General features: G+C 51.8%; 25 protein-coding genes. 7 read left to right on the forward strand and 18 right to left on the reverse strand.

The window, feature by feature from the left end; translation table 11 throughout:
* Positions 1-45 precede the first annotated feature (45 nt).
* Positions 46-957 carry a recombination-associated protein RdgC gene (gene rdgC / locus FDX24_RS18040; RefSeq protein ID WP_048212456.1) on the forward strand — a complete coding sequence of 304 codons (912 nt, stop codon included), beginning with the start codon at positions 46-48 and terminating at the stop codon, positions 955-957.
* A gap of 50 nt (positions 958-1,007) precedes the next feature.
* Here the strand turns inward: rdgC and ppnP are convergent, their stop codons facing one another.
* The 4 genes from ppnP to FDX24_RS18060 form a co-directional block, all read right to left on the reverse strand.
* A complete protein-coding gene (gene ppnP, locus FDX24_RS18045) occupies positions 1,008-1,292 on the reverse strand; it encodes a pyrimidine/purine nucleoside phosphorylase (protein ID WP_003021477.1) in 285 nt (94 codons plus the stop codon).
* Between the two features lie 71 nt (positions 1,293-1,363).
* Positions 1,364-2,041, reverse strand: a complete 678-nt coding sequence (locus tag FDX24_RS18050; protein WP_115600861.1) for an AroM family protein — start codon at positions 2,039-2,041, stop codon at positions 1,364-1,366.
* Between the two features lie 278 nt (positions 2,042-2,319).
* Positions 2,320-2,865 (reverse strand): shikimate kinase AroL, encoded by a 546-nt coding sequence (aroL, locus tag FDX24_RS18055; RefSeq protein WP_048212458.1) that lies wholly within the window; start codon positions 2,863-2,865, stop codon positions 2,320-2,322.
* Positions 2,866-3,049: 184 nt separating this feature from the next.
* The gene (locus FDX24_RS18060; RefSeq protein WP_048212459.1) at positions 3,050-3,505 is read right to left on the reverse strand and encodes a YaiI/YqxD family protein; all 456 of its coding nucleotides are present in this window, start codon (positions 3,503-3,505) and stop codon (positions 3,050-3,052) included.
* Between the two features lie 188 nt (positions 3,506-3,693).
* On the opposite strand from FDX24_RS18060, the gene proC reads away from it, so the two are divergent.
* Positions 3,694-4,503, forward strand: coding sequence for a pyrroline-5-carboxylate reductase (proC, locus tag FDX24_RS18065; protein WP_048212460.1), 810 nt, complete (start codon positions 3,694-3,696; stop codon positions 4,501-4,503).
* 14 nt (positions 4,504-4,517) lie between these two features.
* Here the strand turns inward: proC and adrA are convergent, their stop codons facing one another.
* From adrA to FDX24_RS18090, 5 genes are all read right to left on the reverse strand, one after another.
* Entirely contained in the window at positions 4,518-5,633 is a 1,116-nt protein-coding gene (gene adrA / locus FDX24_RS18070) for a diguanylate cyclase AdrA (RefSeq protein ID WP_101741821.1), read from the reverse strand.
* A gap of 91 nt (positions 5,634-5,724) precedes the next feature.
* Positions 5,725-6,045, reverse strand: coding sequence for a phosphate starvation-inducible protein PsiF (gene psiF / locus FDX24_RS18075; protein ID WP_048212462.1), 321 nt, complete (start codon positions 6,043-6,045; stop codon positions 5,725-5,727).
* Positions 6,046-6,192: 147 nt separating this feature from the next.
* Positions 6,193-7,608, reverse strand: a complete 1,416-nt coding sequence (gene phoA, locus FDX24_RS18080) for an alkaline phosphatase (protein ID WP_061067402.1) — start codon at positions 7,606-7,608, stop codon at positions 6,193-6,195.
* Between the two features lie 104 nt (positions 7,609-7,712).
* On the reverse strand, positions 7,713-7,955 hold the full coding sequence (locus FDX24_RS18085) for a sigma-S stabilization anti-adapter protein IraP (RefSeq protein WP_048212464.1): 243 nt from the start codon (positions 7,953-7,955) through the stop codon (positions 7,713-7,715).
* Positions 7,956-8,203: 248 nt separating this feature from the next.
* Positions 8,204-9,400 (reverse strand): multidrug efflux MFS transporter, encoded by a 1,197-nt coding sequence (locus FDX24_RS18090; RefSeq protein WP_048212465.1) that lies wholly within the window; start codon positions 9,398-9,400, stop codon positions 8,204-8,206.
* 301 nt (positions 9,401-9,701) lie between these two features.
* Between FDX24_RS18090 and ddlA the strand changes: the two genes are divergently transcribed.
* Entirely contained in the window at positions 9,702-10,796 is a 1,095-nt protein-coding gene (gene ddlA / locus FDX24_RS18095) for a D-alanine--D-alanine ligase (RefSeq protein WP_048212466.1), read from the forward strand.
* Positions 10,797-10,818: 22 nt separating this feature from the next.
* Here the strand turns inward: ddlA and FDX24_RS18100 are convergent, their stop codons facing one another.
* Complete coding sequence (locus FDX24_RS18100) at positions 10,819-11,040, reverse strand: DUF2754 domain-containing protein (protein WP_005120949.1); 222 nt, start codon at positions 11,038-11,040, stop codon at positions 10,819-10,821.
* A 263-nt stretch (positions 11,041-11,303) separates the two neighbouring features.
* On the opposite strand from FDX24_RS18100, the gene FDX24_RS18105 reads away from it, so the two are divergent.
* Positions 11,304-11,627 carry a YaiY family protein gene (locus FDX24_RS18105; protein WP_116360946.1) on the forward strand — a complete coding sequence of 108 codons (324 nt, stop codon included), beginning with the start codon at positions 11,304-11,306 and terminating at the stop codon, positions 11,625-11,627.
* On the opposite strand, the gene FDX24_RS18110 is transcribed toward FDX24_RS18105, so the two are convergent.
* Both FDX24_RS18110 and sbmA read right to left on the reverse strand, forming a co-directional pair.
* Positions 11,612-12,715 (reverse strand): DUF1615 domain-containing protein, encoded by a 1,104-nt coding sequence (locus tag FDX24_RS18110; RefSeq protein ID WP_048212468.1) that lies wholly within the window; start codon positions 12,713-12,715, stop codon positions 11,612-11,614. The genes FDX24_RS18105 and FDX24_RS18110 overlap by 16 nt on opposite strands.
* A gap of 14 nt (positions 12,716-12,729) precedes the next feature.
* Complete coding sequence (gene sbmA / locus FDX24_RS18115) at positions 12,730-13,950, reverse strand: peptide antibiotic transporter SbmA (protein WP_040232769.1); 1,221 nt, start codon at positions 13,948-13,950, stop codon at positions 12,730-12,732.
* A gap of 381 nt (positions 13,951-14,331) precedes the next feature.
* Here sbmA and ampH point away from each other — a divergent pair, with 381 nt between their 5' ends.
* On the forward strand, positions 14,332-15,489 hold the full coding sequence (gene ampH, locus FDX24_RS18120) for a D-alanyl-D-alanine-carboxypeptidase/endopeptidase AmpH (protein WP_048212469.1): 1,158 nt from the start codon (positions 14,332-14,334) through the stop codon (positions 15,487-15,489).
* 1 nt (position 15,490) lies between these two features.
* Here ampH and iprA read toward each other — a convergent pair whose 3' ends face one another.
* Positions 15,491-16,114, reverse strand: a complete 624-nt coding sequence (gene iprA / locus FDX24_RS18125) for a hydrogen peroxide resistance inhibitor IprA (protein WP_048212470.1) — start codon at positions 16,112-16,114, stop codon at positions 15,491-15,493.
* 87 nt (positions 16,115-16,201) lie between these two features.
* On the reverse strand, positions 16,202-19,123 hold the full coding sequence (gene ehaB, locus FDX24_RS18130; protein WP_137364705.1) for an autotransporter adhesin EhaB: 2,922 nt from the start codon (positions 19,121-19,123) through the stop codon (positions 16,202-16,204).
* Positions 19,124-19,612: 489 nt separating this feature from the next.
* Here ehaB and hemB point away from each other — a divergent pair, with 489 nt between their 5' ends.
* The gene (gene hemB / locus FDX24_RS18135; protein WP_016151991.1) at positions 19,613-20,587 is read left to right on the forward strand and encodes a porphobilinogen synthase; all 975 of its coding nucleotides are present in this window, start codon (positions 19,613-19,615) and stop codon (positions 20,585-20,587) included.
* Positions 20,588-20,699: 112 nt separating this feature from the next.
* The gene (locus FDX24_RS18140) at positions 20,700-22,406 is read left to right on the forward strand and encodes a lysophospholipid acyltransferase family protein (protein ID WP_116360944.1); all 1,707 of its coding nucleotides are present in this window, start codon (positions 20,700-20,702) and stop codon (positions 22,404-22,406) included.
* A gap of 86 nt (positions 22,407-22,492) precedes the next feature.
* Here the strand turns inward: FDX24_RS18140 and tauD are convergent, their stop codons facing one another.
* The 4 genes from tauD to tauA are packed head-to-tail and all read right to left on the reverse strand — an operon-like array spanning position 22,493 to position 25,907.
* Positions 22,493-23,344, reverse strand: a complete 852-nt coding sequence (gene tauD / locus FDX24_RS18145; RefSeq protein ID WP_048212474.1) for a taurine dioxygenase — start codon at positions 23,342-23,344, stop codon at positions 22,493-22,495.
* Positions 23,341-24,168: a taurine ABC transporter permease TauC gene (tauC, locus tag FDX24_RS18150; protein WP_137364706.1), complete on the reverse strand. Its 828-nt coding sequence runs from the start codon at positions 24,166-24,168 to the stop codon at positions 23,341-23,343. The genes tauD and tauC overlap by 4 nt, the downstream gene beginning before the upstream one ends.
* Positions 24,165-24,932, reverse strand: a complete 768-nt coding sequence (gene tauB, locus FDX24_RS18155; protein ID WP_137364707.1) for a taurine ABC transporter ATP-binding subunit — start codon at positions 24,930-24,932, stop codon at positions 24,165-24,167. The genes tauC and tauB overlap by 4 nt, the downstream gene beginning before the upstream one ends.
* Positions 24,933-24,944: 12 nt before the next feature.
* Entirely contained in the window at positions 24,945-25,907 is a 963-nt protein-coding gene (gene tauA, locus FDX24_RS18160) for a taurine ABC transporter substrate-binding protein (protein WP_119921939.1), read from the reverse strand.
* Positions 25,908-26,152: the final 245 nt, after the last annotated feature.

The following is a 26,152-nucleotide window of genomic DNA, read 5'->3' on the forward strand; positions in this document are numbered from 1 at the left end:
GCTATCATGCCCGCTGGATTTAACGACAAGGCCGTGGAAATTATCATGCTGTGGTTCAAAAATTTAATGGTTTACCGTCTTAGCCGCGATGTTTCTTTGCGTGCCGAAGAGATGGAAAAACAGCTGGCATCAATGACGTTCACCCCTTGCGGTAGCCAGGATATGGCAAAAATGGGCTGGGTTCCGCCGATGGGATCGCACAGCGATGCATTAACGCATACCGCCAATGGCCAAATTATTATCTGCGCCCGCAAAGAAGAAAAAATTCTGCCGTCGCCGGTTATCAAACAGGCGCTGGAAGCAAAAATAATCAAACTGGAAGCTGAGCAGGGTCGCAAGCTCAAAAAAACCGAAAAAGACTCGCTGAAAGATGAAGTGTTGCACTCATTGCTGCCGCGCGCCTTTAGCCGCTTCAGCCAGACAATGATGTGGATCGACACCGTCAACGATCTGATCATTGTCGACTGTGCAAGCGCGAAGAAAGCGGAAGATACGCTGGCGCTGCTGCGTAAAAGCCTCGGTTCACTGCCGGTTGTCCCGTTGACGATGGAAAACCCTATTGAGCTAACGCTGACCGAATGGGTTCGCTCCGGCACAACGGCACAGGGATTCCAGTTACTGGACGAAGCCGAACTGAAAGCGATGCTGGAAGACGGCGGCGTGATCCGCGCGAAGAAACAGGATCTGGTTTGCGATGAAATTGCCGTACACATCGAAGCAGGCAAACTGGTCACCAAACTGGCCCTCGACTGGCAGCAGCGCATTCAGTTCGTTATGTGTGACGACGGCTCCATTAAGCGTCTGAAGTTTAGCGACGAGCTGCGCGATCAGAACGAAGATATCGACCGCGAAGATTATGCTCAGCGTTTTGATGCCGATTTCATCCTGATGACGGGTGAACTGGCGGCGCTGATTAAAAGCCTGGTGGAAGGATTAGGCGGCGAAGCGCAGCGCTAAGCCGTGTTTACCGAATGGCGGCTCAGTGTCGCCATTCGCTATTTTTACGCTTACAGATAGCGGCAAAGATAGGATGTTGGCTCTGCCACCTGCAGATGAAACTCACTGTTGCCCGGTACGTTAAACACGTCCCCTGCGGCATACACTTTCCACTCGGTTTCCCCCGGCAGCAGCACGTTCAGTGCGCCGCTGACGACCGTCATCTCTTCAGGCGCCGCAGTACCAAAGGTATATTCACCTTCAGCCATAACGCCAACGCTGGCGCGGCCAGTACTGCTGCTGGTAAAACCGATCGATTTTACTTTGCCGGAAAAGTATTCATTACTTTGAAGCATACAACTGGCCCTATCTCGTGATTAAGTTGATAACCAATATAGGGGCCTGGCGTTGTACCTGTCACGCAAAATTAAGCGAGCAACTCGGATGCCAGTCGGGCAATCAGTACGTTAGACAGAAGAACCGGGACATCCAGAGACTTTTGCAGTAAATCACGATGGCGTTGGTTAAAACCCAAACAATCCAGCATGATCACATCCGCGCCCTGCTCAAGCAGATCTTTTCCGGCATCAATCAGCTGTTGTTCAGAACCGTGAATCGGGTTTGCCACGGCATAGACGGGGGACGTCTGTAGCACCTGCCATTTTTGTTCCTGGGCCTGGAGCAACTCGGCGACCGGCACAATCACCCCAACCTGGTGCCCTTCCACAATTGAGGCCACCAGGGGAGGAATAATTCGTAAAGGCTCCAGCAGGATACTATTGCGGGCCGTCAGGCGGGTAATTGAGGCCGTGCTCATCAGCAAAATAACGTCAAAACCCTGGTTATCCAGCACTTCAACAATACTTTGCAAATCGCGCTCGACTTTCTGGCGCGAGACATGAGCCAGTTGATGGTCGCTCAGCAGCGTCAATAACGACTCGTCGCCGGGCGAGACCGCATACTCGGCCATCACATCTTCTCGCCGCATCTGTCCCAGCAGGCTGTGGTGAGTAATGTGTTGTTCATCTATATATTCCGTCAGGAGCGGTAACACCTCACACATCGGCACAACACCAATCGTGAGGATAGCCAACGACGTACTCATTTGTTGCTCCACCGTCTTCTTACTTTGCCGTGAATTCCCGGACAAATGCCGGGTACTGACCTGCGCTACAAATGCTCAAAAGCGTAGCAGCAGATCGGCGATGCATAGTGTAAAGATTCCTAATCATTCCAGTACTAGATTGTTATCGCTTAATTTTCACTTTCCGCGGTATAGCAGGAGGTTCGAAAATTGTGATACAGGCACGCTCCGGCAGAGGACAGATAATATGTCTGCACGCCCGGGATGGAGTGGAAAGGTCGGTCTATATCGGGAAGCCCTTAACAATAAGCTCCGCCCTGTAGCCGTGACCGGGCTTGCGACAGTATCACAAGAATATCAGCCACAACCTGCGAAGGTTCATTCGTCGCATCAACAATATAATGCGCCGCTTCACGATACAGCGCATCGCGCTGCTCAAGCACTTCCTGCACTTCTTCGGTTAATGGCTTGCCAGTTAACGTCGGGCGCAATCCTTCCTCAGGCGCCTCTTCCAGGCGGTTTACCAGTACCGATACTGGTGCGTTTAAATAGATGACCATGCCGTGACTACGCATGTAGTGACGATTATATTCAGTAAGAATAATACCGCCGCCGGTCGCTACGACTGTTGAGGGGGCCGTAACGGCCTGCAGGGCGGTCGTTTCCTGGGCGCGAAAACCTTCCCATCCTTCTCTTTCAACAATTTCAGCCACCGTCATCTGCAGATGTGATTGCAACCAGCGATCGGTATCAACAAACTGAAAGTCGATGGCTTTCGCCAGCGCCATACCGGTTGTCGTCTTACCACACCCCCGGGGGCCAACAAGATAAAGCGGTTGTGTCATCACAGAAGTTCCCCAGAGAACCGCAGGTAAGCGGGATCTGATGCTGTTAAAGTTATAATCATACCATCAAACTAGTACATCGCCAAAGTGTAAAGAATATATTCCAATAAGGCGATAAAATTGATTAAACCCTACTATAACAAGAATTCACAACGAAGAAAGTGTAAAAAATAAATTACAATTATTATTTTCTACGTTGAACTTCCAGCCACCACTTGTCCAGTTCCGCCGCAAAATGTTGCCTGTCACGCGGCGAAAGGCTGTCAGGTCCCCCGGTCTGGATCCCGCTGGCACGCAGCGTATCCATAAAATCACGCATCGTCAGACGTTCACGGATCGTTGCCTCGGTATAGCGCTCACCGCGCGGGTTGAGCGCCGCAGCGCCTTTTTCAATGACTTCAGAGGCCAGCGGGATATCCGCCGTGACAACCAGGTCTCCAGCGCTGCACTGGCGCACAATTTCGTTATCGGCGACATCAAACCCGGCCGGAACACGTAAGGTGCGGATAAAACGCGAAGGCGGAACGCGCAAACTCTGATTGGCGACCAAAATGAGCGGCATCTGCATCCGCTCGGAGGCCCGATATAAAATTTCTTTAATCACATTCGGACACGCATCCGCATCCACCCAAATCGTCATAACACCTCCAGACACATGTGCAATTGCACATTGTCTCGTGCTTTTACTTTCAGGCAAAGCGCTGTTTCTTCTTCTGAACGCCTTCATTCCGCGCTAAGCTTAGCTTTCCCAGATTTACCCTAAATAATTCAAGTTACTTGAAGGATTATGGGTATAAACAATGAATATCACGCATAGGGAGTGACAAGATGGACAAGAAAATTGGTTTTATCGGCTGCGGAAATATGGGTAAAGCGATTCTTGGCGGCCTGATCGCCAGCGGCCAGGTACTCCCCGGACAAATCTGGGTCTATACCCCCTCTCCCGATAAAGTCGCAGCACTGCACGATCAGTACGGCATAAATGCGGCGCAATCTGCGCAAGAAGTCGCGCAGATTGCAGATATTGTCTTTGGTGCCGTGAAGCCAGGCATCATGATTAAAGTGCTGAGTGAAATCACCTCCAGCCTGAACAAAGATTCCCTGGTGGTATCCATTGCGGCGGGCGTCACCCTCGATCAACTCGCCCGCGCACTGGGTCATGACCGTAAAATTATCCGCGCAATGCCTAACACGCCGTCACTGGTCAATGCAGGAATGACGTCCGTCACCCCAAATGCGCTGGTAACACCGGAAGATACTGCTGACGTGTTGAATATTTTCCGCTGCTTTGGCGAAGCCGAAGTCATCGCAGAATCGATGATTCACCCGGTCGTTGGCGTCAGTGGTTCAGCCCCGGCCTATGTGTTTATGTTTATCGAAGCCATGGCGGATGCCGCCGTTCAGGGCGGCATGCCACGCGCGCAAGCATATAAATTCGCGGCACAGGCGGTCATGGGCTCGGCGAAGATGGTACTGGAAACGGGTAAACATCCTGGAGAACTAAAAGATATGGTGTGCTCGCCTGGCGGAACCACCATTGAGGCAGTGCGCGTCCTCGAAGAACGCGGCTTCCGTTCATCAGTCATCGAAGCGATGGTTAAGTGCATGGAACAATCAGAGAAACTCAGCAAATCCTGAGTGCAAGTCGGACGTCAGGCCGCCGCTTCAGTACGGTTACGTCCGGCATTCTTTGCTTTGTAAAGCGCCATATCCGCTGACTTCAACCACTCCCGGTAGTGCTCTGTTTCAGAAGTCAGCGGAGCAACACCGACGCTAATCCGCAGGGCTACTTGCGGAGCACAGGACAAGCGTAACTGGCTAAGTCGTTCATGGACGCGCGACATCGCTGCGATGGCGCTGGCTGCAGGTGTTCCGCACATAATTACCGCAAACTCATCACCACCAAAACGCCCAATCACATCACTGCCGCGCAGCGTCATTTGCAACTGACGCGTCAGCGCAACAATCGCCTGATCCCCAACATCATGACCCCAGGTATCATTGATGCTCTTAAAATGGTCGATATCGATAATAAGCAGCGTGGCATCACGTTGCTGACGACGGCAATTATCAAATTCATTGCGCAGCAGTAGCTCCCAATGGCGCCGATTATAAACGCCGGTCATTCCATCCCGCGTACTCATTACCTGCAGACGGCGTTTATGCTCCGCCAATTTGATCACCGTCTGGTAGCTAACCCAGGCAAACAGCAGCGGGTAAATCACCAGTACCGGCAGCGACAACAGCACGCTCAGTTGCGTACTGCTAAACACGACCGGAATATCCGTTAACTGTAGCGTCACCAGACATGAAACCACCATCAACACGACGCCAGCGATGAATAATCGCACCCCACCTGCGCCCATCAGGTTAATGCAGATAATCATCAGTAGCGCCGTGGATGGCAGCAGGTTTGCCCCCATGATCCCCACCCACATGCCAGCGAGGATCGCATCGGTTTTAATATTCGTAAATTCACTGTACAGCGGATCTTCCGCTTTGCTCGCCAACTGCCACGCCAGGTGCGGCCAGACAAACGCCCATCCCACCAGTAACAGCCACCAACCTCCGGTTATGGGTTGCGAGACTAATACCGACGCAATGGGGAAAAACATTCCCCCCAGCCCGACTGCGCGAGGCAGTCTTATCCGTCGGGCAAATCGCAGACCGGAACGTTGGTGGTCGTTTTGATGAAGCGATATAAATGCTTCATTCGGTACGGCCTTCTTTTGATAAAAGTTTTCATCATTCATCGTATTTGGGAATATTCTGAAACAAATTTCCCAAATTATAGAAAGGGGTCTGGCGGCGGAAGTATGATATTTCGGGTGAGCGATTTTATCCGCTCACCCGTATGTATTACGCAGCTTTTTTCAGGCAAGCGCTCATAAATTTTTTACGATCGTCGCCTTTCAGCGACTGCTCTGTTGCCTGAACGTTGCATTCACGCATTTTCTGCTGCTGCGGCGTCAGACTCTTTTCATCAGGCGCAGACTTACTGTTTTTCAGGCAATCACTCATATATGTCTTCCGGGCATCCCCTTTTAAGGTCTGCGCCGTCGCCTGCTGGTTGCAGGTGGTCATACGCTGTTGTTGCGGGGTTAACGTCTTCTCGGCAGCGCCGACGGTAGTTAAGAAAACCAGGCCAAATAATAGGGTAACGAGCAATGTTATTTTCATAGCACCATCCTGTTGTGAGTATTCACTCTACACGTCACCTTTCAAGCAACTTCGATGTTGGCTGCCTGAAGGATGACGTGTAGTAAGTCTGGTTGCTGACGCAGAAATAGCCACCTCATTATTAAAATTAAGTGGCCAAATAGCAGGTTACTTCAGACCTAACGCCGCTTTCATGGTGTAAAACAGGTCAGTCTGATCGGTCAGGCCTACCACATTCGCCGCATGCGGACCATAGGCAGCAATGCGCAGCTGGCTGCCGGTATGCTCCTGAGATTCCTCTTCCGAGTTGCCATAGCTGATAACCATCACCGCACCATCTTTGGTATTCAGCGCCTGAGTCAGGCCAGGGGCTTTGGTGTCTGGCGCAACAATCTGGCTGGCATGCGCGTGGTCAGCGGTCACGACAACCAGCGTGTTGCCGTCTTTCTTCGCGAAGGCCAGCGCGCGCTGTACAGCTTCGTCCAGATCGACCGTTTCACCAATCTGACCGCACGGGTTTGCGGCGTGATCCTGCTTATCGATGGACGCGCCTTCTACCTGCAGGAAAAAGCCTTTTTCATTCTTACTTAACAGCTCAATCGCTTTATCCGTCATCTGGGCAAGCGTTGGCACCGTGTCGTTACGTTTTGGATTTGGCGTACAGGTCACGACTGGCTTATCAAGGTTACCGTGGTAAGACGCTTTTGGCCCTTCCCAGCGTACCGGCATGTTGCCGTCAGAGAACAAACCTAACAGCGGTTTATCCTGATTCGCTTCGGTAATGGCTGCCAGCGTCGCGGTATCACTGACCATCTGATAACCACGGGCCTGAGCCTGTTCGCGCAGCGTTTTCCCCTGCCACTCGCCCGCAGCAGCGGTCTCAGCAAAGGTTTTTGCCCCGCCGCCCAGCGTAACGTCAGCGCGGGCATTCAATAATTGTTCGGTGATTGACCCTTTACCGCCTTTTTCCAGCGCATTCGTCGGGCATTTCTCAGCGGTGACGCTCGGTCCGTAACATTTACGCGACGTCACATGCGCAACCAGCGCGGCGGGGGTGGCATCCTGCAATTCAGCAGTGGATACGTTGCCTGTCGCCAGACCGGCAGCTTTAGCCATTTCCAGAATAGTGGCGTGATCTTTTTCGTGAATATCAACGCCCAGCGCACCGTTATATGTTTTAACACCGGTCGTCCATGCCGTCGCAGAGGCTGCGGAATCGGTCACATAGTCAGGTTTACCCGTTTTTTTATCCAACGCGTAGTGCGTGTATTGTCCGGTCAGGGGTAACGCATCAATACCTTTAAAAAAACCACCGGCGCCTTCTGCATAATTTCGCGCAGCGGTAATTTCCGAGTCCCCCATACCATCACCGATCAATAAAATAATATTTTTGGCCGGTTTATCGTTCAAAGAATCTCGTAGTGCTGCCGTTTGATCAGTCGTTAATCGACGCGCGCCACCCGGTGTGGTGATATCTCCCTGTGCGGCACGATTATCCATAGCCGCTACGGTAGATGTTTCTGCATGAATAACCGGGGTAAACAGCAAGGGTAACAGGGCAATAGCGAGTGCGCTTTGTTTCACTTTATTTTCTCCATGTACAAATACGGTAAAATTAAAACAAAGCGACTATAAGTATTTGATGTGACACTTTTATGATAATTCGTGGATAAGTATCTGCAGATATCTCAACACGTTTTAGGTACGTTCTCGCCAGCACTGTGCATGGTCGTCAGAAATGCAGGCATTTGACTTACCCCTGCCAGCGCGTCTTCTATTTGACGAATCAGTGTTTGCTGCTCATTTGTTGCCATGTTGCGCAGCATTTCCATGATGACCCGCTCTAACGTTGCGACTTGCGCGGCCAGGTCTTGCGACTCTTCTTCTTTTTGGGCGAGCTTAAGTAACAACTCAGTGATGAGATTTTTCATTTTCGTATTCCCTTAACCAAATAAAGGCCACGTTATCACTAAGACTCACAACTTCCTAGAGGATGAAAGTTGTATTTATTGCAGAAATAAAACATTTTGCGAAAACAATCACAACACAAAATAAGGGGGAATAACGCTTTCTGCAGAATAATTCAATATAAAAGGGTAAGGAGATTAATAGTCACCCATATATATAATCTTCAATTATGGATTAACAACGCTGGCAACCCGCGCTGTTAATCCGCCATTCAGCGAGCGAGACGCCGGCGTCGCAACGCGATAGCCAGTTGCCAGATATTAATAAGCACAATGCTCGCGGTAGCGATAAAGACCCAGCGGAAACCCGCCATGGCCGATACGGTTGCCCCCATCAAGGGTCCAGCGACGTTGCCAAGATACATAAACGACTGGTTATACCCAAAGATGCGCCCGGTAATCTGCTCGCTGGAGTATTTCACTAATAGCGTTTGCACCGCAGGCAGCATTGCACCATCGGCAAAGCCAAGCAGAAAACGTAGAACTCCCAACTGCAACGGCGTGGTAACCCACGACATAGCGAAAAACAGCACCACGGCGAAGATGAGCGTTGCCATTAGAATCCGTTCAGTACCAATTCTGTCGCCCAACTTTCCAAGACGTGGCGCTGAAATCAAAGCGGATATGCCGGGAACCGAGGCAATCAGGCCGCTGAGAAAGGCAATATTTGAGCTATCTGGCACCATCGATTTGATAAACAGCGCCAGAATGGGGCCAATTGAGCCGTTACACAGTTGAATCACCATGGTGGTAAAAAACAGGCTAATGACCAGCGCGGGATACGGTAACGAAGCAAAAACAGCTTTCCCGCTTAAACGCTCGCTTTTTTTAATCACTGGTCGGACACCCTCTTTAATTAAGAACAGTGTGACCAAAAAACTCACCACCAACAGCGCGGCGGTAATACAAAATACCGCACGTAAACCAACATGGTCGGCAATAAAACCGCCCATCAGCGGCCCGCCAATCACTCCACTAATTTGCGCCGTTGAGAGCGTGCTCAACGCCCAACCACTGCGTTCGCGCGGGACTTGCGACGCCACCAATGCCATCGCATTAGGAATGTATCCCGACGTTAACCCCATCACCCCGCGCAGCAGAAAAAGCTGCCAGACGTTAGTGGCAAATGCCTGCAGCAAAATGGCAATTGCCATACCCAGTGAGGCCCGTAACAGCATCAGCTTACGCCCTTTACGGTCAGCTAAACTGCCCCACATCGGTGAAACAATGGCAGAAATAAGAAACGTGACGCTAAACGTTAACCCGGACCACATTGAGAGCGCTTCGTGCGAGGTTACTCCCAGTTGGGAGATATAGAGCGGTAGAAAAGGCAGGATTTGGCTGATCGCCAGTCCGGTGAAAAAGCAACCGAACCACACGGAAATAAGGTTAACTCTCCAGGATTCCATAAGGACTCATAACGGTAAGTAGCTGAAAACTGCGAGCAGCTTAACAAATTACGCCTTCAAACGAGGGTCCAGAGGTGCGATGTTTCACAGTTTAGTATTTTATCTCCCCGCTCATCATATTTGTGATATTCATCACATCAAATCCACATTAAATACAGGGAATTATGCTTCTAACATGCCCTGTGGGTTTGTGCGTATTCATTCCCGGGGAATCCACTAAAACAATCTGCCAGAAGCCGAGGAATCCTGCGTTTTGTCGTGGTAATGTATGTGCTTTGCATTCAAGGAATGGGTTTTTAAGATGGCAAAGTTGCGGGTAGGAATCGTATTTGGTGGTAAATCAGCGGAACATGAAGTGTCATTGCAATCGGCAAAAAATATTGTCGATGCCATCGACAAGACTCGCTTTGACGTTGTGCTGTTAGGTATTGATAAACAAGGGCAGTGGCACGTGAGCGATGCCAGTAACTATCTGCTCAATTCAAACGATCCGGCGCATATTGCACTGCGTCCCTCCGCGACCAGTCTGGCGCAGGTGCCGGGTAAACAAGAACATCAGTTGATCGATGCGCAAAATGGTCAGCCGCTGCCAACGGTCGATGTTATTTTCCCAATTGTGCACGGCACGCTGGGTGAAGATGGTTCACTGCAAGGCATGCTGCGCGTGGCGAATTTACCGTTCGTCGGTTCAGATGTGCTGGGCTCTGCAGCCTGCATGGATAAAGACGTCACCAAACGTCTGCTGCGCGATGCCGGATTAAACATCGCGCCATTTATTACGCTAACTCGCGCCAATCGCAACAGCATCAGCTTTGCCGAGGTCGAGTCCCGCCTGGGCCTGCCGCTGTTTGTGAAACCGGCCAACCAGGGGTCGTCCGTTGGCGTCAGTAAAGTGACCAGTGAAGCACAGTACAACCAGGCCATCGCGCTGGCATTTGAATTCGATCATAAAGTTGTGGTCGAGCAAGGGATCAAAGGTCGCGAAATAGAATGCGCGGTGCTGGGCAACGATCATCCGCAGGCCAGTACCTGTGGCGAGATCGTGCTGAACAGTGATTTTTACGCGTACGATACCAAATATATTGACGATAACGGGGCCAAAGTCGTGGTTCCGGCGGCGATTGCCCCAGAAATTAACGACAAGATCCGTGAGATCGCTATTCAGGCTTACCAGACGCTGGGTTGCGCCGGGATGGCGCGGGTGGATGTGTTCCTCACCGCAGAGAATGACGTGGTGATCAACGAGATCAACACGCTGCCGGGCTTTACCAACATCAGTATGTATCCCAAACTGTGGCAGGCCAGCGGCTTAAGCTATACCGATCTGATCACACGTCTGATCGAGCTGGCGCTGGAGCGCCACGCTGCCGATAGCGCGCTGAAAACCAGCATGTAAAAGCAGACAGGATGCCCGATAACTATTGGGCATCCTTGACATCTTCATCCTCATCGGCGCGGCGGCGAATAATAAGTCCCGCTAGCCAAAAGCTAATCACCCACGTAACCAGCCCCACCGCATAGGTTTGCCATCCTTTCGCTTCAAAACCCAATAATCCCACCACGCCATTCAGAATAAAGATCAGCCCAATGGCAAACGCGTAATAATGCCAGTCGCGGCGAATTTTTACAGGCAGGTTCATAACAGCTCCGGTGGAAGTTCAGCGTTGAACAGCATCCTCGCACATTTCCCTGCGGGCGTCTGTGTCCTGTGCGGAAATTCTTAAATGTGAATCAATTTAACTTAAGGTTACATATTTGTGACGTTCAACAAAAAACCAAAATCCAGGAATAATCTCTACCTGAAATTACCATCATTCTGATATTGACAATCCCGATCACCTGTCAGACTCACTGTCAGTTACTGGTATGGCATCGACAACGCAGGATATCTCTGGAGGTCCCTATGGCTGATTTTACGCTCTCAAAATCCCTGTTTAAGGGCAAGCATCGAGATACCTCCTCTCTGCCCGGAAACATTGCGTATGCCGTTTTTGTGCTGTTTTGCTTCTGGGCCGGGGCTCAGGTTTTAAATCTGTTAGCCCATGCGCCCGGTATCTATGAAGAACTGATGCAGCTACAGATGCAAGAGACCGGACGCCCACGCGTTGAAATTGGCTTAGGCGTCGGCACCCTGTTTGGACTGATTCCCTTCCTCACAGGCTGCCTTATCCTTGGCGTCATCGCGGCGCTGGCGCGCTGGCGCCATCGTCATCACAACGATGACTGACCCATACACTTCGCCCGACGATCGTCCACGCGTTTAGCAAACCATGCCGTGGTCAAATTACGCGTAATCTTCGGGCTTTCCAGTTGAATACCTGGCAGCATTTCCCGTGGTAACGTTTTTCCAGCCTTCGCTTCCGCCAGCTTATACATCTTCTCGTACAGCGCAGTCTCCTCGAAGGCCAGGCTGTCGCCTTTTTGCAACTGACGATGGATATCGCTCTCACTCATCCCCAGCTTCCCGGCAAGCTTGCGTACCGCCAACTCCGTTTTACCCGGTTCTTTGCTGTTGTAGAGAATCAAATCCCCATCCAGCGCCAGCTTCACACCACTGGCTTTGCTGACGGCATTCTGAAACGCCGCATTACGGCTGGCATACCATCCCGCATTAAAATCCGCGAAACGGAAGACAGGCGCGCTATAGTTCGCCGGGTAATTCAGCAAGTGATACGTGCCGAACCAGAGTCCGCCGCGCAGGGTAAAGACTTCCTGACGTACCGTTCCTTCCATTTTCCACGGATACCCGGAAGTATGCTGTTCGGCAAACGCAATGCTAACCTGCATCGGCCCCCCGGTATGCACCGGGTTGAGCGAACCAAACAACGTCTGTCCCATCGGCACCATATTGATGAAATCATCAAAAATGGCGCTAAGCTGCTTTTCCGTCTTCACTGAATCCAGACGCTCGCTGTAGCTTTTCCCATTTGGCGAGTTAATCTTCAGTGCGGTATGAACCAAAAACACCGGGATATGCATACGCTCGGCGCGACGGTCAATCTCTTTCCAGGCTATTTTGCTTAAATTCGGGACAACCGGATCGGCCTGATAGTTGGACTCCTGCTGCGCCACGGCCAGCACCGAACAGATATTTTCAACCGTCGGCGCCAGCTTCTGGCTTTCAAACGTTTTCGCCAGGTCCTGCGCCCACGCGTCCCGGTCTTTCACACTGGCAGGCATTTTTTGCCGCACCACGCTCGCCACATCGACAGCTTTCTCCCCTTTCTTTAATGGCTGCGCGGGTTGGCTACTACACCCCACCAGCACCAACGCCGCCAGACCAGACCAGGGGTAAAGACGGGAAACCGTCGGCATAACATCTCCTTTTGTTAGCTAAGCGTATGGGTAACAGCCTGAATTTCCTGACCATCCAGTTCACGTTCGAAGCTGCGCAGACGCTTATAGATAGACATCAGCTCAACCAGCGTTGTCCACGAATTAATCAAATACTGGAACGAGCCGCGTACCTGACCAAACACGTTGGTGATTTGCGTCATCAGACCGAGCGTAATCGTACCGGCAACAATCGATGGAAACAGCAGGAACAAGCCGAAAACGTTATCAACCTGCAGGTAAAGGATACGGGCGATATTGAAGTACATATAGTGAAAATAGAGGCGAAAGTAGTTTTGACGCACCGCGTGGAACAGCTCGCGAACCGTCGGCGGCGTCGCGCGATTACCATCATCTTCACCGTACACCAGCTCTTTACGGTACGCCGCTTCCACCCGCTGATTTTTGAACTCCAGCCCAGGCAGTTTGATCCCCACCACGGCCAGCAGCCCGGTCCCCATCAACGACCAGACAATCGCAGCAATCACCAGACCGTAAGGAATATGTCCAACAATCGGCAGATCCGGGACATGCGCAGAAAGCGTAACCAGTACCGGCAAGAAGGCAATCAGCGTCATAATCGCGTTAATAAAACTCACGCCCATGTCTTCCAGCGTGGAAGCGAAACGCATGGTGTCTTCCTGCACACGCTGCGCCGCACCTTCGATATGACGCAGATGCTGCCAGTGCGCCATATAATGTTCGTTCATCGCGGTACGCCAGCGGAAGACGTAATGACTGACGAAGAAGTTGTTCATCACGCCAATGACGACGGCTATCAGCGCAATCCCGAGAAAGATCCCCACTTCCTGATAGAACTGCTCAATTTTCACCTTATGCGGTGTGCTGAGTGCGGTTTGAATCAGGTCGTAGAACGGGGCATACCACGCGTTGACGGCGACGCCGACTTCAACCAGAAACCAGGTGACGAAGATAATCAGCGAGGTACCGAGTATCGACCAGTACTGCCAGCGGTGCGGACTGTAGATAAACCAGAACAGCGCAAACACGCCAACGCACAGAATGTAGTACGCATAAAAAATCAGATAATCCAGTGACCAGAATCGCGCCGCGCTAATCGGTACATCCCCCGATGCGCCGGTAATCTGTGCAACCCAGGCTCCCCCGCCAGCCTGCCAAAATACAACAGCGACCAGTGCCCAAATAAATGCCGAAATAAAGAACGGCCCCGGCTTTGGGAAAAAAGACTTAAACATAGTGCTCTCCTGCTAACTTCTTATCGTTATGACGACTGCTGTGCATTTGCCACGGTGGTTTACCGCGGCAAGACGGCTTACGCCCAATAAACACAAGCTGAAACCGACAATTGTGACCAGAACCGGCGCACTTAGTTCGCTATCTGGTTTTGTAGAATTGTTTCTGCGGTTTTCACGCCGACAGCGTTCCGGCATGTTCAGATTATTACAGCGTGAGATCACAAAAGCGAACATCCACTCTCCGGGAAAAGCCCACGTTTACTCATCGTTACGTTTTTCCCACTATCATTGGCTGATAAGCGCTTTGCAATATGCCAACGAGTAGTATAAATACGCATACGCACGTCATCTTTTATTTCCTCTAACTCATGGACACCACCGTTGAAACGTAGTCTGCTTTTTTCTGCCGCGCTGTGTGCGGCGTCATTGACATCTGTCCAGGCGGCACAGCCTATAACCGATCCCGTCTTTGCCTCTGACATTGTCGACCGGTATGCCGATCATATTTTCTACGGCAGCGGCGCTACGGGGATGGCGCTTGTGGTGATTGATGGTAATCAGCGCGTGTTTCGTAGCTTTGGTGAAACGCGCCCCGGCAATAATGTTCACCCGCAGTTGGATTCCGTTATTCGCATCGCGTCGTTGACCAAATTAATGACCAGCGAAATGTTAGTGAAATTACTCGATCAGGGCACAGTAAAACTCAACGATCCATTGAGTAAATATGCCCCACCAGGCGCACGCGTTCCGACATATCAGGGAACGCCTATCACGCTGGTGAATCTGGCGACGCACACCAGCGCACTGCCACGCGAGCAGCCTGGCGGCGCGGCAAAACGCCCGGTCTTTGTCTGGCCGACTCGCGAACAGCGCTGGAGCTATCTCTCTACCGCAACGCTAAAAGCCGCACCTGGCTCGCAGGCTTCCTATTCGAACCTAGCGTTTGACCTGCTGGCCGATGCGCTGGGAACCGCATCCGGCAAACCTTATCCGCAGTTGTTTGAAGAGAAAATCACCCGACCGCTCGGGATGAAAGACACCACCTTTACCCCGTCCCCCGATCAGTGCGCACGCCTGATGGTCGCGGAAAAAGGCGCCAGCCCGTGTAACAATACGCTGGCGGCCATGGGCAGCGGCGGCGTCTATTCTACGCCCGGCGATATGATGCGCTGGATGCAACAGTATCTCTCCTCTGATTTTTATCATCGTAGCCAGCAGGCCGACCGGATGCAGACGCTGATTTATCAGCGTACGCAGTTAACCAAAGTGATAGGGATGGATGTTCCGGGCAGAGCCGATGCGCTAGGTTTGGGCTGGGTCTATATGGCGCCGAAGAATGGGCGTCCAGGAATTATTCAAAAAACCGGTGGCGGCGGTGGCTTCATTACTTATATGGCGATGATCCCACAGCAAAACGTCGGGGCCTTTGTCGTGGTAACCCGCTCCCCGCTGACCCGCTTTACCAATATGAGCGACGGGATCAACAATCTGGTGAGCGAACTGAGCGGCAACAAACCGCAAGTGATCCCCGCCTCCTGATTCAATACTCAAAAGGCAAACGGTTAATACTCACCAGTTTGCCTTTATTCATTTCAATATATCCACCTTTACGCAATGCTGCGAGAACCTCAGCGACAACTGAGCGTGAAATTCGTGTACGTTGGTGAATATAGTTCATGACGCCGATACGCGAACGCAGAACCTCGTCCCATTTCGTCATGGAGATCAACGTGGCGCGAATCTGATCGTAGGAGTTGTTACCGATCAACTGCAGATCGCGCAATTCGAGCATGGCGTTTTGCCATGCCAGCCAGCAAAAAGCTTCCCGCCAAAGCTGGTATTGTTCAATGATATTAATTGTTTGTGAGGCAGGAAGATGATATCCCGTACAATTACTTTCGGTCATTAATCTGTATTGTACATCTGTTTTCATCACGCCATCAGAAAGGCCCATAATAAAAGGCGCCTGTGCAATCCCGACCAGCACGTTTTCCCCTCTACGCAGGGAAACAACACCACTTAAAATGATAAAAGTGTCATCACCATCTATATCATGGGAATATATAATTTGTTTTTTACTATCACATTCGAAATGTTCGCCATACTTAGACAAACATTTATCCAACATCCCAAATTCCACCAGCGGTTTATTTGTAGATAGCATGTGCGCACTCCTTGCAGTAAATGCCCGTCAAATCCGTGACGGGCATTATTACGAGTAAGTTACCTTATTTTCTCTGCAAAAAGGCTCTTACCAGGTATATTTAACACCTACATTTGCAGACCAGTCTTGATCGACATCACCTCCGCCGAGGTAGTTAGCATCGGTGTACGCACTGAAATTTTTGGTAAAGCTGAACTGAGTACCCAGTCCAACACGTACCGCAGAACCTTCTACGCCGTTGTCGATAGAGTCACCGTTTACGTCAGCATCGTTATTAGAATCGTCGTAAACGTAGGCCAGTTTGAAGTACGGGGTCAGCGCCTGGTCGTCGCTGTAGGCGAAGGTATAACCTGCATCTACACCCAGTTCATAACGCATGCTGTCATAAGACTGACCATCAACTTTCATGTCGTTACTCAGTTTATAGTCATCACCAGACTGGAACAGACCGGATACGCTACCGTAAGGCGTTACGTACCCTGCGTCACTCAGTTTCAGGTCATAACCCAGTTTCAAGCCAAAGCCCCAGGCATCAGCAGAGGTGCTGCCGTCAACATACTGACCGTTGCTCATGTTAGCAGACAGATCGTTATTGAAGTGGGAGTAGCTTAAGTTACCGTCAACAAAGATGTTGTTGGCAAAGTGAGCAGAAGAGTAGATATAGGCAGTCTGGCTGTCCTGATCCACCTGACCGGTACGATCGCTCATATCACCTTTCGCGAAGCCTGCTGCTGCACCGACAATCCACTTGGCGTTGTTACCATCAATTTTGGAATCAACACCGACCATGATGCCGTTAACATCCTGATCGTAGTTGATGGTGCCGTTATCCGCATCGAAGCTACCACCGAAGTAGCTTACCCATGCGCCACCGTTATCAACCAGACCATGACGTGCGTTAGTCAGACGAGTACCAACGGTGTCTTGTTCCAGGTTCCAGATATTGGTGTTAGCAGACGGGATGCTCAGAGCCATATTTGCGTAGTCGGTCAGCTCCATCTGCTGCAGAACAACGGTGTTACCCTGCTGCTGCGCCTGATAGGTGTAAGCGCCGAGGTCAGCTTTGTTAGCTGCAGAGAAGGTTGCGGTGCTGTTGGTGTCGTTAACGTAGATCAGCTCGTTACCTTTGTAATCAGCAACAGAACCAGCGCCAGTCGCGTTATCGATACGCACTTTATAGTTACCGGTTGCTGCCGCTACGTGGTCACCATAGTTATCAACTTCAGATTGATCGTAGGAGGTGTCGGAATCGCCGTTACCGTTGATAGTCAGATGACCATCAGAGTTCATTGCGATTACGCCATAACCGTAGTTAGCCTGAGTTTTGTCGTTAGTACGATCGTTGGTCAGGTCAGCATTCAACACATAGTTAGTGCTGTTGATGTCGAAAACACCCGCATTAACATGGTTGTAAGCATCGGTGTAGCTGGTCAGGTTCAGCGTATCAACCTGCAGTGCATCACCTGTGCTGTTACCCACATCCAAAATACCGTTGTTGGTAACGTTGATGTTGTTGGCATACAGTGCAGCACTACCTACACTCCAGCCAGCAGCAACATCATCAGCAATCGTGACGGTACTGTTGTCAATAGACAGGGTATCGGTCGCAACATGGCCATCTTCGTTGATGTTCAGGGCAGAAGCACCGGTCAGAGAGATGGTGTCAGAAATCAGGGTAGAATCACCCACATTCACGACGGAACCGCTGTTAATGCTCAGTGTGTCAATCAGAGAGGTTTTGGTGGTATCCCACTGTGATGCGCCGTTCAGCGTGACGTTGAACAGACCGCTCTGGTAAACAGAGTTGCCAACCACATGACCATTTTCGTCATAAGAGGTCGTGTCGCTATCAATACCGTAGGTTGAATCAGGCCACAGACTATTGGCTGCAATATCAATCAGCGTCGCGGTAGCTTCTGTGCCTGCTGCATAGCTGTCGTAAACACCGTCGCCATCAGCATCAACCTGATGTACGGACATTGCCGCACCCACCCACTTACTGCCGTTGTTCAGGGTCAGATCCAGACGGTCAGTACCATCCCAACCGTTGGTATCCAGGTCGGCATCAGTATCACGATAAGTATCAGCGCCGTTCGGGAAGAAGTTCTCATCGAAGTTGCTGGAGAACAGAACATCACCCATCAACGTGGAATTATTAAACGTGGCAGTCGTCTGCATCGCGTTATCGGCATCTGGATGTGCAATAACAGCCAATGCAACATCATCAGCAGTATAAGAACCGCTGTAATCGCTTGCATTGCTGGTATTACCAAACCAGCCGGAAGTGCCTTCATCAGACCATGAACCAGAGGTCAGGGTAGAATCGCTAACAGCAATAGTATTATTAAATACTTCGCCGCTGTTTACACCAGTGCTGACGGTGTTATCGTCAATGTCTTCCCACTCATAACCCTGAGTCAGCGTAATACCCGCAACGTGAGAGTTGTTGGAGATAGACAGATCAACTTCTTGATCCAGCGTGATAGCCGTACCCAGGTTATAAACGTCGACAACGTGCGTATCAGCCGCATCGTTATAGGTACCGTTGTAGGTATAATGTTCGTAGTTGTCATCGATAGTTGAGTTGATGACGTTCATCGCCAAACGATCGTAGTAATAGTCGGTACCCGTACGGTTAGTACAATCCGTGGTCATACACTCGGAAGTCACCATACCGTGAATGGTACTATTTTTAATCGTCAGGCTGTTGTTATTGCTGTTAGTAAATAGTCCATCATCCAGATAATAAGTAGAAATAACGCCGTTAACAGTAGCGTTATTGATTACTGGATAAATATCACCGTTATAAATACTATCAGCTTCGTAATTGTTCCAACCGACATACCCATCGTAGTAAACACCATCGGCATAAGATGCGTCATTATAATGGGTGAACGTTGTGTACGTGGTTCCAGAAATATCGGTTGAAGCATTCGCCTGAGAAGTGATTGCCAAAGTGCAGGCTAATGCTAATTGTGAGACTACAAGTTTCTTTTTCCAGATGTGCATTTGTCATCCCTCCTCAGGGACGTAATATAGTTGATCCATCAATTATCAATGCAAAGAAAACATTTTATGTTTCGCAGGGCCGATTATGCTGTTTCACAACGGAAAGGTTCAATTATTCTTTGCTCACTGTCCGAAATCGGACAACATCATGAATTAACCAGGTCTTAACAATAAAACAAAAATACAAATATTTTCAACAAGATATAAAACACACAACATCTAACGCATATAATTATCAAATAATCCACCCAATACTCAAACAAATAAAAAATAAATAGGCGAGAGTTATGTTACGTGATAAACAAATAAATCCATCAACATTTAAAATAATAAAAACAAAAACAAACAAAATAATGAATATAAATAAATTGTTCTAATGATTCAGCCTTTCGCCACGGGAAATCCAAATATAAAGCCAACTTTCGTAAACCACCCGCCCTCAGGTTCGGGTATACTACGGCCTTCGATTTCACAAACATCAGGCATACCATGACAGACCTAATCCAACGCCCTCGCCGCCTGCGCAAATCACCTGCGCTGCGCGCTATGTTTGAAGAGACAACACTGAGCTTAAATGACCTGGTGTTGCCGATCTTTGTTGAAGAAGAACTCGACGATTACAAAGCCATCGAGGCCATGCCAGGCGTGATGCGCATTCCAGAGAAGCATCTGGCACGCGAAATTGAACGCATTGCTAATGCAGGCATCCGCTCAGTCATGACCTTCGGTATTTCCCACCACACCGATGACACCGGCAGCGATGCATGGAAAGAAGACGGTCTGGTGGCGCGCATGTCGCGTATCTGTAAGCAGACCGTGCCGGAAATGATTGTCATGTCCGATACCTGCTTCTGTGAATACACCTCGCACGGTCACTGCGGCGTATTATGCGAGCACGGCGTGGATAACGATTTAACCCTGGCCAATCTTGGCAAGCAGGCGGTGGTTGCTGCCGCAGCGGGTGCTGACTTCATCGCGCCTTCCGCCGCGATGGACGGCCAGGTGCAGGCGATTCGCCAGGCGCTGGACGCCGCGGGCTTCACCGATACGGCGATCATGTCCTACTCCACCAAATTTGCTTCTTCTTTCTACGGCCCGTTCCGTGAAGCCGCAGGCACCGCGCTGAAAGGCGATCGTAAAACCTATCAGATGAACCCGATGAACCGTCGGGAAGCGATCCGCGAATCGCTGCTGGATGAAGCCCAGGGCGCAGACTGCCTGATGGTCAAACCGGCTGGCGCATACCTCGATATTCTGCGCGATATCCGCGAGCGCACCGAGCTGCCGATTGGCGCTTATCAAGTCAGCGGTGAATACGCGATGATCAAATTCGCGGCGCTGGCGGGTGCTATAGATGAAGAGAAAGTGGTGCTGGAAAGCTTAGGCTCGATCAAGCGCGCTGGCGCGGATCTGATTTTCAGCTACTTCGCACTCGATCTGGCTGAGAAAAAAATCCTGCGTTAATTCCTTTCAACGCCCCGCACTGCGGGGCGTTTTATCATAAAACGTCACCAAACCGCCATCTAACCGACACATCGCCCTTCTACTGTCACAAAAGGACAGAGGAGGAGCCGCTATGTTTAGTCTCGACAATGTCATCGACGACCTGTGGCCAGAGGCGAGACCCGCCCCGTGGCAAAAAAAAGTGCTGAGAAAACTGTTACATGAAGAGGAATTCCAACAGTTTGCCGCTCGTCACCGCCATCTGAAAGGGTTAGATACCGTCGAACAGGTGCTGGAGCATCTCAACATTCACTGTCAAATTCCGGTCCGTAGTCTGGAACAAATTCCCGAACAAGGGCCGCTGGTTATCATCGCCAACCACCCTACCGGCACACTCGACGGCCTGGCCCTGCTGTACGCCGTTTCTCGCGTTCGCCGCGATGTTAAAGTCGTCACCAACCGCATGCTCACTCATCTCGAACCGCTCAGTTCGCTGTTTATTCCGGTGGATAATATCAATGGCCGCACCGCTAAAGCGGCGCTACAGCTGATGGATCGACAGTTGCAAAACGGCGGTGTGCTGATCTTCTTCCCGGCCGGTGAAGTTTCGCGCATAACCCGGCGCGGCATTCACGATAAAAAATGGCACTCCGGCTTTATTAAGCTCGCCGCCAAATACCGCGCACCGCTCTTACCTGCGTGGATTGAGGCACGCAATAGCACGCTGTTTTATGCCAGCGCACTGGTATCGCAAAACCTGCCGATGCTGTTGTTAATGCAGCAGATGTTTCGCCGCCGGAACAGCAACCTGCCGGTGACCATTGGCGAGCAAATTGCGTGGACAACATGGTGCAACCCACAAACTACGCCGCGAGAAATGACAGACAAGTGCTACCGACACGTTCAGCTACTGGGAAAAGGACGGCCGGGCGTCTTTAAAACCGAAAGCGCGATCGCTCGCCCGGAACCCCGTGCCCTGCTCAAGCGCGAGCTACACCAGGCCGAGTGCCTGGGGCATACAGCAGACGGTAAGGTTATCTATCTATGGCAGCGTAATGGTCAGGAAGAGGTTCCGTTGCTACGTGAGCTGGGCCGTCTGCGGGAAATCGCCTTCCGCGCGGTAGGCGAAGGTAGCGGCAAACGCCGCGACATCGACAGTTACGACGATGACTACCTGCATCTGATCCTGTGGGATGAAGACGATTTGGAGATCGTCGGTGCCTACCGCTTTATGCCGACCGCCCTACAGATGGAAAAGCGCGGGCTGGACGGCATTTACAGCTATAGCCTGTTTCATTACGACGAACGGATGGACGATATCCTCCAGCACGGCATTGAGCTGGGGCGCAGCTTTATTCAGCCACGCTACTGGGGACGCCGCGGCCTGGACTATCTGTGGTCCGGTATCGGCGCGTATCTGGCGCGCCATCCACACTATCGCTACCTGTTTGGCCCGGTTTCTATTTCTGGTGGGCTACCGCCCTCGGCCCGCGATTTGCTGGTTGCCTTTTATCGCCTGTGGTTTCCGGCAACACATCCGCTGGCGGAGTCACGCCGACCGTACCCGGCCTCGTTACCCGACGCACTGGCGCAGTTTGGCGGGGAAAATTACAGTGAAGACCTGACGCGGCTGAAGTCGCTGCTCGGCAACCTTGGTTGTGGTATTCCACCACTCTACAAGCAATATTCCGAAGTGTGTGAGCCAGGTGGCGTACAGTTTATCGACTTTGGCAGCGACCCGGACTTTAACAACTGCGTGGATGGTCTGGTACTGGTGGATTTAACGTATCTGAAGGCAAATCGCTACCAGCGGTATATCGGACCGCATTTAGGTTTGTAGACCGGATAAGGCGTTTACGCCGCCATCCGGCACGGTGCCGGATGGCGCTACGCTTATCCGGCCCACAATCGGCACCGGTCAGGAACTCACGACGCACGATAGAACGGCTTATCCCCTAAAATCGTGGCCCGATGCATAATACGCCGCTGCGGCAGATAATCCGCATTGGCGTAATGTTGCGTCACACGGTTATCCCAAATCGCCACATCGTCAGGCTGCCAGCGCCAGCGCACCTGAAACTCTGGTTTAGTGACATGCGCAAACAGGAACCCGAGTAGCGCTTCGCTCTCTTTCTCCGTGACATCCACAATCCGCGTGGTAAATCCCTCGTTCACAAACAGCGCCTGTTTACCGCTTACCGGATGCGTGCGCACCACCGGATGCAGTAACGGGGGATGTTTGGCCACCGCGTCCAGCCAGCGCTGGTGCTCTTCTTCCGTCTTACGGTATTTGTACTCCTGGAACGATTTGCGGAAATCATGCTCTGCCCGCAGGCCGCTCAGCAACTGACGAAACGGTTCAGAGAGCGCTTCAAAAGCGGCAATCCCGCTGGTCCACAGGGTGTCGCCCCCGGTTGATGGCAGCTCTTTCGCCGCTAAAATCGCCCCGGCAGGCGGCGTGTCAATAAAGGTTACATCGGTGTGCCAGTTATCGTTATCTGGCGGATTATCGTTGTGAGTATCCAGCACGATAATCTCCTCCACGTCCTCGGCGTGCGGGTAGACCGGATGAATATGCAGATCGCCAAAACGTAGCGCCAGCGCACGCTGCTGCTGCGGCGTAATCACCTGCTCACGCAGAAATACCACCTGGTGACGCAGTACGGCGTGATAAAGCTGCTCAAACTGGTTATCGCTCAGCGGGCGCGCCAAATCCGCACCGGTGATTTGTGCGCCAATATACGGCCCCAGCGGGGTAATGCTCAGACGTTCACTCATTGTACTTCTCCATGCCAGGGCGTCAGACGACGTTGAAGCGCGCGCAGACCCAGTTCTAAAATAAAGGCGATAACGGCAATTACCGCGATCCCCGCCAGCACCACATCCGTTGCCAGAAATTCACCGGCGGACTGGACCATAAAACCCAAACCTCGCGTGGCGGCAATCAGCTCTGCGGCCACCAGCGTTGACCAGCCGACACCCAGCCCGATGCGCAGCCCGGTGAGTATTTCCGGCAATGCACCGGGTAAAATAACAAACCACAACACCTGCGCACGGCTGGCCCCTAGTGATTGTGCGGCGCGTACTCTTACCTGCTGCGCGCTGCGGACACCGGCCAGCGCCGACATCGCAACAGGCGCGAAAATCGCCAGATAGATCAGCAAGATCTTGGAGGTTTCACCAATACCAAACCAGATCACCATCAGCGGTAAATAGGCCAGTGGCGGAACCGGACGGTATAATTCAATGATCGGATCGAGAATGCCGCGCATCGTCGGGCTCAGGCCCATCGCGACCCCAACCGGGACGCCCAGCAGCACGGCGGCCAGCAGGGCGATAACAATTCGCGCCAGGCTCGCTGCCAAATGTTGCCACAGCGTGGCATCCATAAATCCCTGTGGCCCGGCAATAACGAGCAGTTTTTGCAAAACCTGCCCTGGCGGCGGCAAAAACAGCGGGCTGATTAATTGCAGCGCTGCCACCGTCCACCACACCGCCAGAATGACGGCCAGCGTACCAAGGCTTAACGTTATCTGACGTGAAAACGGCCAGCGCCAGTTCAGCGTGCGCTGTCGCGGTTTATCATTAATAACTACGCTCATGAGAACGCCTCCCGTTGCGCAAAGACGCGGCTTAACACGTACTCGCGCATGGCAATAAACTGCGGATCGGACTTAATACTGCGGCTCGCTTCCCCGGCCACAAAGCGTCGGGCAAAATTAAGCGGCAGACGCTCCATCACCCGACCAGGGCCGGATGAGAGCAGCACCAGCTCGGTGGCCATAAATACCGCTTCTTCAATATCGTGGGTAATCAATAGCACCTGTTTGCCGGTCTCATGCCAGAGCTTCAGCAGCAGGGTTTGCATCTGCTCGCGGGTAAACGCGTCGAGCGCACCAAACGGTTCATCGAGCAGCAGGAGCTGTGGATTGGCCGCCAGCGCCCGGGCAATACCAACACGCTGGCGCTGGCCGCCAGAAAGCTGCCAGATAAAACGTTTTCCCGCACCGTCCAACCCTACTTTCTGCAACATCTCCTGGGCGATACGCTGACGCTGCACTTTCTCTACCCCTGCCAGTTGCAGACCAAAGGCCACATTATCCTGCACGTTACGCCAGGGCAGCAGACCTTCGTTCTGGAATACCACCCCGCGTTCCGCGCCCGGACCTTCCACCTTCTTACCTGACAGCGTAATGCTGCCGTGCTGATACGGCACAAACCCGGCAATCAGATTTAGCAGCGTGGTTTTGCCGCAGCCGGAAGGCCCGAGTACCACCAGCAGTTCGCCGCTATCAAGCGTCAGGTTGATATCATCCAGCACCGGTTTTCCACCGTAGCTGGCTGCGAGGTGAGAGATTTGCAGCATCAGCGCCTCCTTTTATTGCACGAAGCGATCGGTAACGTACTGGCTGTAATCTGTCGCGACGGCGGGGACTTTGCCCTGCTCTTTGAGGAACTGCGCGGTGTCGATAATCGCTTTGTTCACCGGTCCGGTCAGTTCGGCAGTCTGCTGTTGCGGCGTCAGGTAAGTGTTACCTTTCACCAGTCCCGGCACATCCGCTTCCGGCACGCCGCTTAAACGCGACAATTTGCTGATATTCTCCGGCTGCTTCAGCCACTCATCGGGATTAGCGATATAAGGTTGCTGCGCATCAATCGCGCTTTTGGCAAAGGCTTTCACCACCTCAGGATGCTTCTCGGCAAAATCTTTGCGCACCACCCACACGTCCAGCGTCGGTGCGCCCCACTCGCCAACCTTTTCAGAATCGGTTAATACCTTGCCGTCTTTTTCCAGCGCATTGACCGCCGGCGCCCAGACGTACGCGCCGTCAATATCCCCACGCTGCCAGGCGGCAATAATTGCCGGCGGCTGCAGGTTCACAATCTCCACCTGACCGGGTTTGATACCCCAGTGTTTTAACGCCGCCAGCAGGCTGTAGTGGGTGGTGGAAATAAACGGCACGGCAATGCGTTTGCCCACTAAATCTTGCGGTTTACTGATATTTTTCTTCACCACCAGCGCTTCAGAATTGCCAAGTTTTGATGCCAGCAGGAAAACCTCAATCGGCACCTGCTGACTGGCAGCGACCGCCAGCGGGCTGGAGCCAAGATTACCGATCTGCACGTCGCCGGAAGCCAGCGCCCGCACGATGCTCGCGCCGCTGTCGAATTTGCGCCAGTCAACGGTGGCTCCGCTCTCTTTAGCAAAGGTGTTATCCGCCTGCGCCACTTTGGCGGGTTCAGCGGAGGTCTGATAGGCGACGGTGACGTTCACCGCCTGCGCCTGAAATGCGATGAATGCCAGTGCACCGAGAAGTGCGTTACGCGATGAAATAGCCATGATTGTCTGCTCCCCTGTCTTGTTATGGAGGCAGTATTTCGTTGCGGCACAATTTGATAAAGGAATTAAAAATTCTGGCTAAGAACAAAGCGTTTTTAGAAAAAAAGCGGCAATGGTTAGCAATTTCGCTCATTACAGAACGTAGGCCTGATAAGCGCAGCGCCATCAGGCACTGTTGCCGGATGGCGGCGCAAGCGCCTTATCAGGCCTACACTCGCTGTAAATTATTGCGATTTTGTTACATT

It is taken from the genome of Citrobacter sp. wls716, assembly GCF_005280975.1.
Taxonomy (GTDB): domain Bacteria; phylum Pseudomonadota; class Gammaproteobacteria; order Enterobacterales; family Enterobacteriaceae; genus Citrobacter; species Citrobacter youngae.

Bases quoted from the DNA above. Each gene is read 5' to 3' on its own strand.
- rdgC (WP_048212456.1), top strand. From the start codon at position 46: ATGCTGTGGTTCAAAAATTTAATGGTTTACCGTCTTAGCCGCGATGTT.
- ppnP (WP_003021477.1), bottom strand. From the start codon at position 1,292: ATGCTTCAAAGTAATGAATACTTTTCCGGCAAAGTAAAATCGATCGGT.
- FDX24_RS18050 (WP_115600861.1), bottom strand. From the start codon at position 2,041: ATGAGTACGTCGTTGGCTATCCTCACGATTGGTGTTGTGCCGATGTGT.
- aroL (WP_048212458.1), bottom strand. From the start codon at position 2,865: ATGACACAACCGCTTTATCTTGTTGGCCCCCGGGGGTGTGGTAAGACG.
- FDX24_RS18060 (WP_048212459.1), bottom strand. From the start codon at position 3,505: ATGACGATTTGGGTGGATGCGGATGCGTGTCCGAATGTGATTAAAGAA.
- proC (WP_048212460.1), top strand. From the start codon at position 3,694: ATGGACAAGAAAATTGGTTTTATCGGCTGCGGAAATATGGGTAAAGCG.
- psiF (WP_048212462.1), bottom strand. From the start codon at position 6,045: ATGAAAATAACATTGCTCGTTACCCTATTATTTGGCCTGGTTTTCTTA.
- FDX24_RS18085 (WP_048212464.1), bottom strand. From the start codon at position 7,955: ATGAAAAATCTCATCACTGAGTTGTTACTTAAGCTCGCCCAAAAAGAA.
- FDX24_RS18090 (WP_048212465.1), bottom strand. From the start codon at position 9,400: ATGGAATCCTGGAGAGTTAACCTTATTTCCGTGTGGTTCGGTTGCTTT.
- ddlA (WP_048212466.1), top strand. From the start codon at position 9,702: ATGGCAAAGTTGCGGGTAGGAATCGTATTTGGTGGTAAATCAGCGGAA.
- FDX24_RS18100 (WP_005120949.1), bottom strand. From the start codon at position 11,040: ATGAACCTGCCTGTAAAAATTCGCCGCGACTGGCATTATTACGCGTTT.
- FDX24_RS18105 (WP_116360946.1), top strand. From the start codon at position 11,304: ATGGCTGATTTTACGCTCTCAAAATCCCTGTTTAAGGGCAAGCATCGA.
- FDX24_RS18110 (WP_048212468.1), bottom strand. From the start codon at position 12,715: ATGCCGACGGTTTCCCGTCTTTACCCCTGGTCTGGTCTGGCGGCGTTG.
- sbmA (WP_040232769.1), bottom strand. From the start codon at position 13,950: ATGTTTAAGTCTTTTTTCCCAAAGCCGGGGCCGTTCTTTATTTCGGCA.
- iprA (WP_048212470.1), bottom strand. From the start codon at position 16,114: ATGCTATCTACAAATAAACCGCTGGTGGAATTTGGGATGTTGGATAAA.
- ehaB (WP_137364705.1), bottom strand. From the start codon at position 19,123: ATGCACATCTGGAAAAAGAAACTTGTAGTCTCACAATTAGCATTAGCC.
- hemB (WP_016151991.1), top strand. From the start codon at position 19,613: ATGACAGACCTAATCCAACGCCCTCGCCGCCTGCGCAAATCACCTGCG.
- FDX24_RS18140 (WP_116360944.1), top strand. From the start codon at position 20,700: ATGTTTAGTCTCGACAATGTCATCGACGACCTGTGGCCAGAGGCGAGA.
- tauD (WP_048212474.1), bottom strand. From the start codon at position 23,344: ATGAGTGAACGTCTGAGCATTACCCCGCTGGGGCCGTATATTGGCGCA.
- tauC (WP_137364706.1), bottom strand. From the start codon at position 24,168: ATGAGCGTAGTTATTAATGATAAACCGCGACAGCGCACGCTGAACTGG.
- tauB (WP_137364707.1), bottom strand. From the start codon at position 24,932: ATGCTGCAAATCTCTCACCTCGCAGCCAGCTACGGTGGAAAACCGGTG.
- tauA (WP_119921939.1), bottom strand. From the start codon at position 25,907: ATGGCTATTTCATCGCGTAACGCACTTCTCGGTGCACTGGCATTCATC.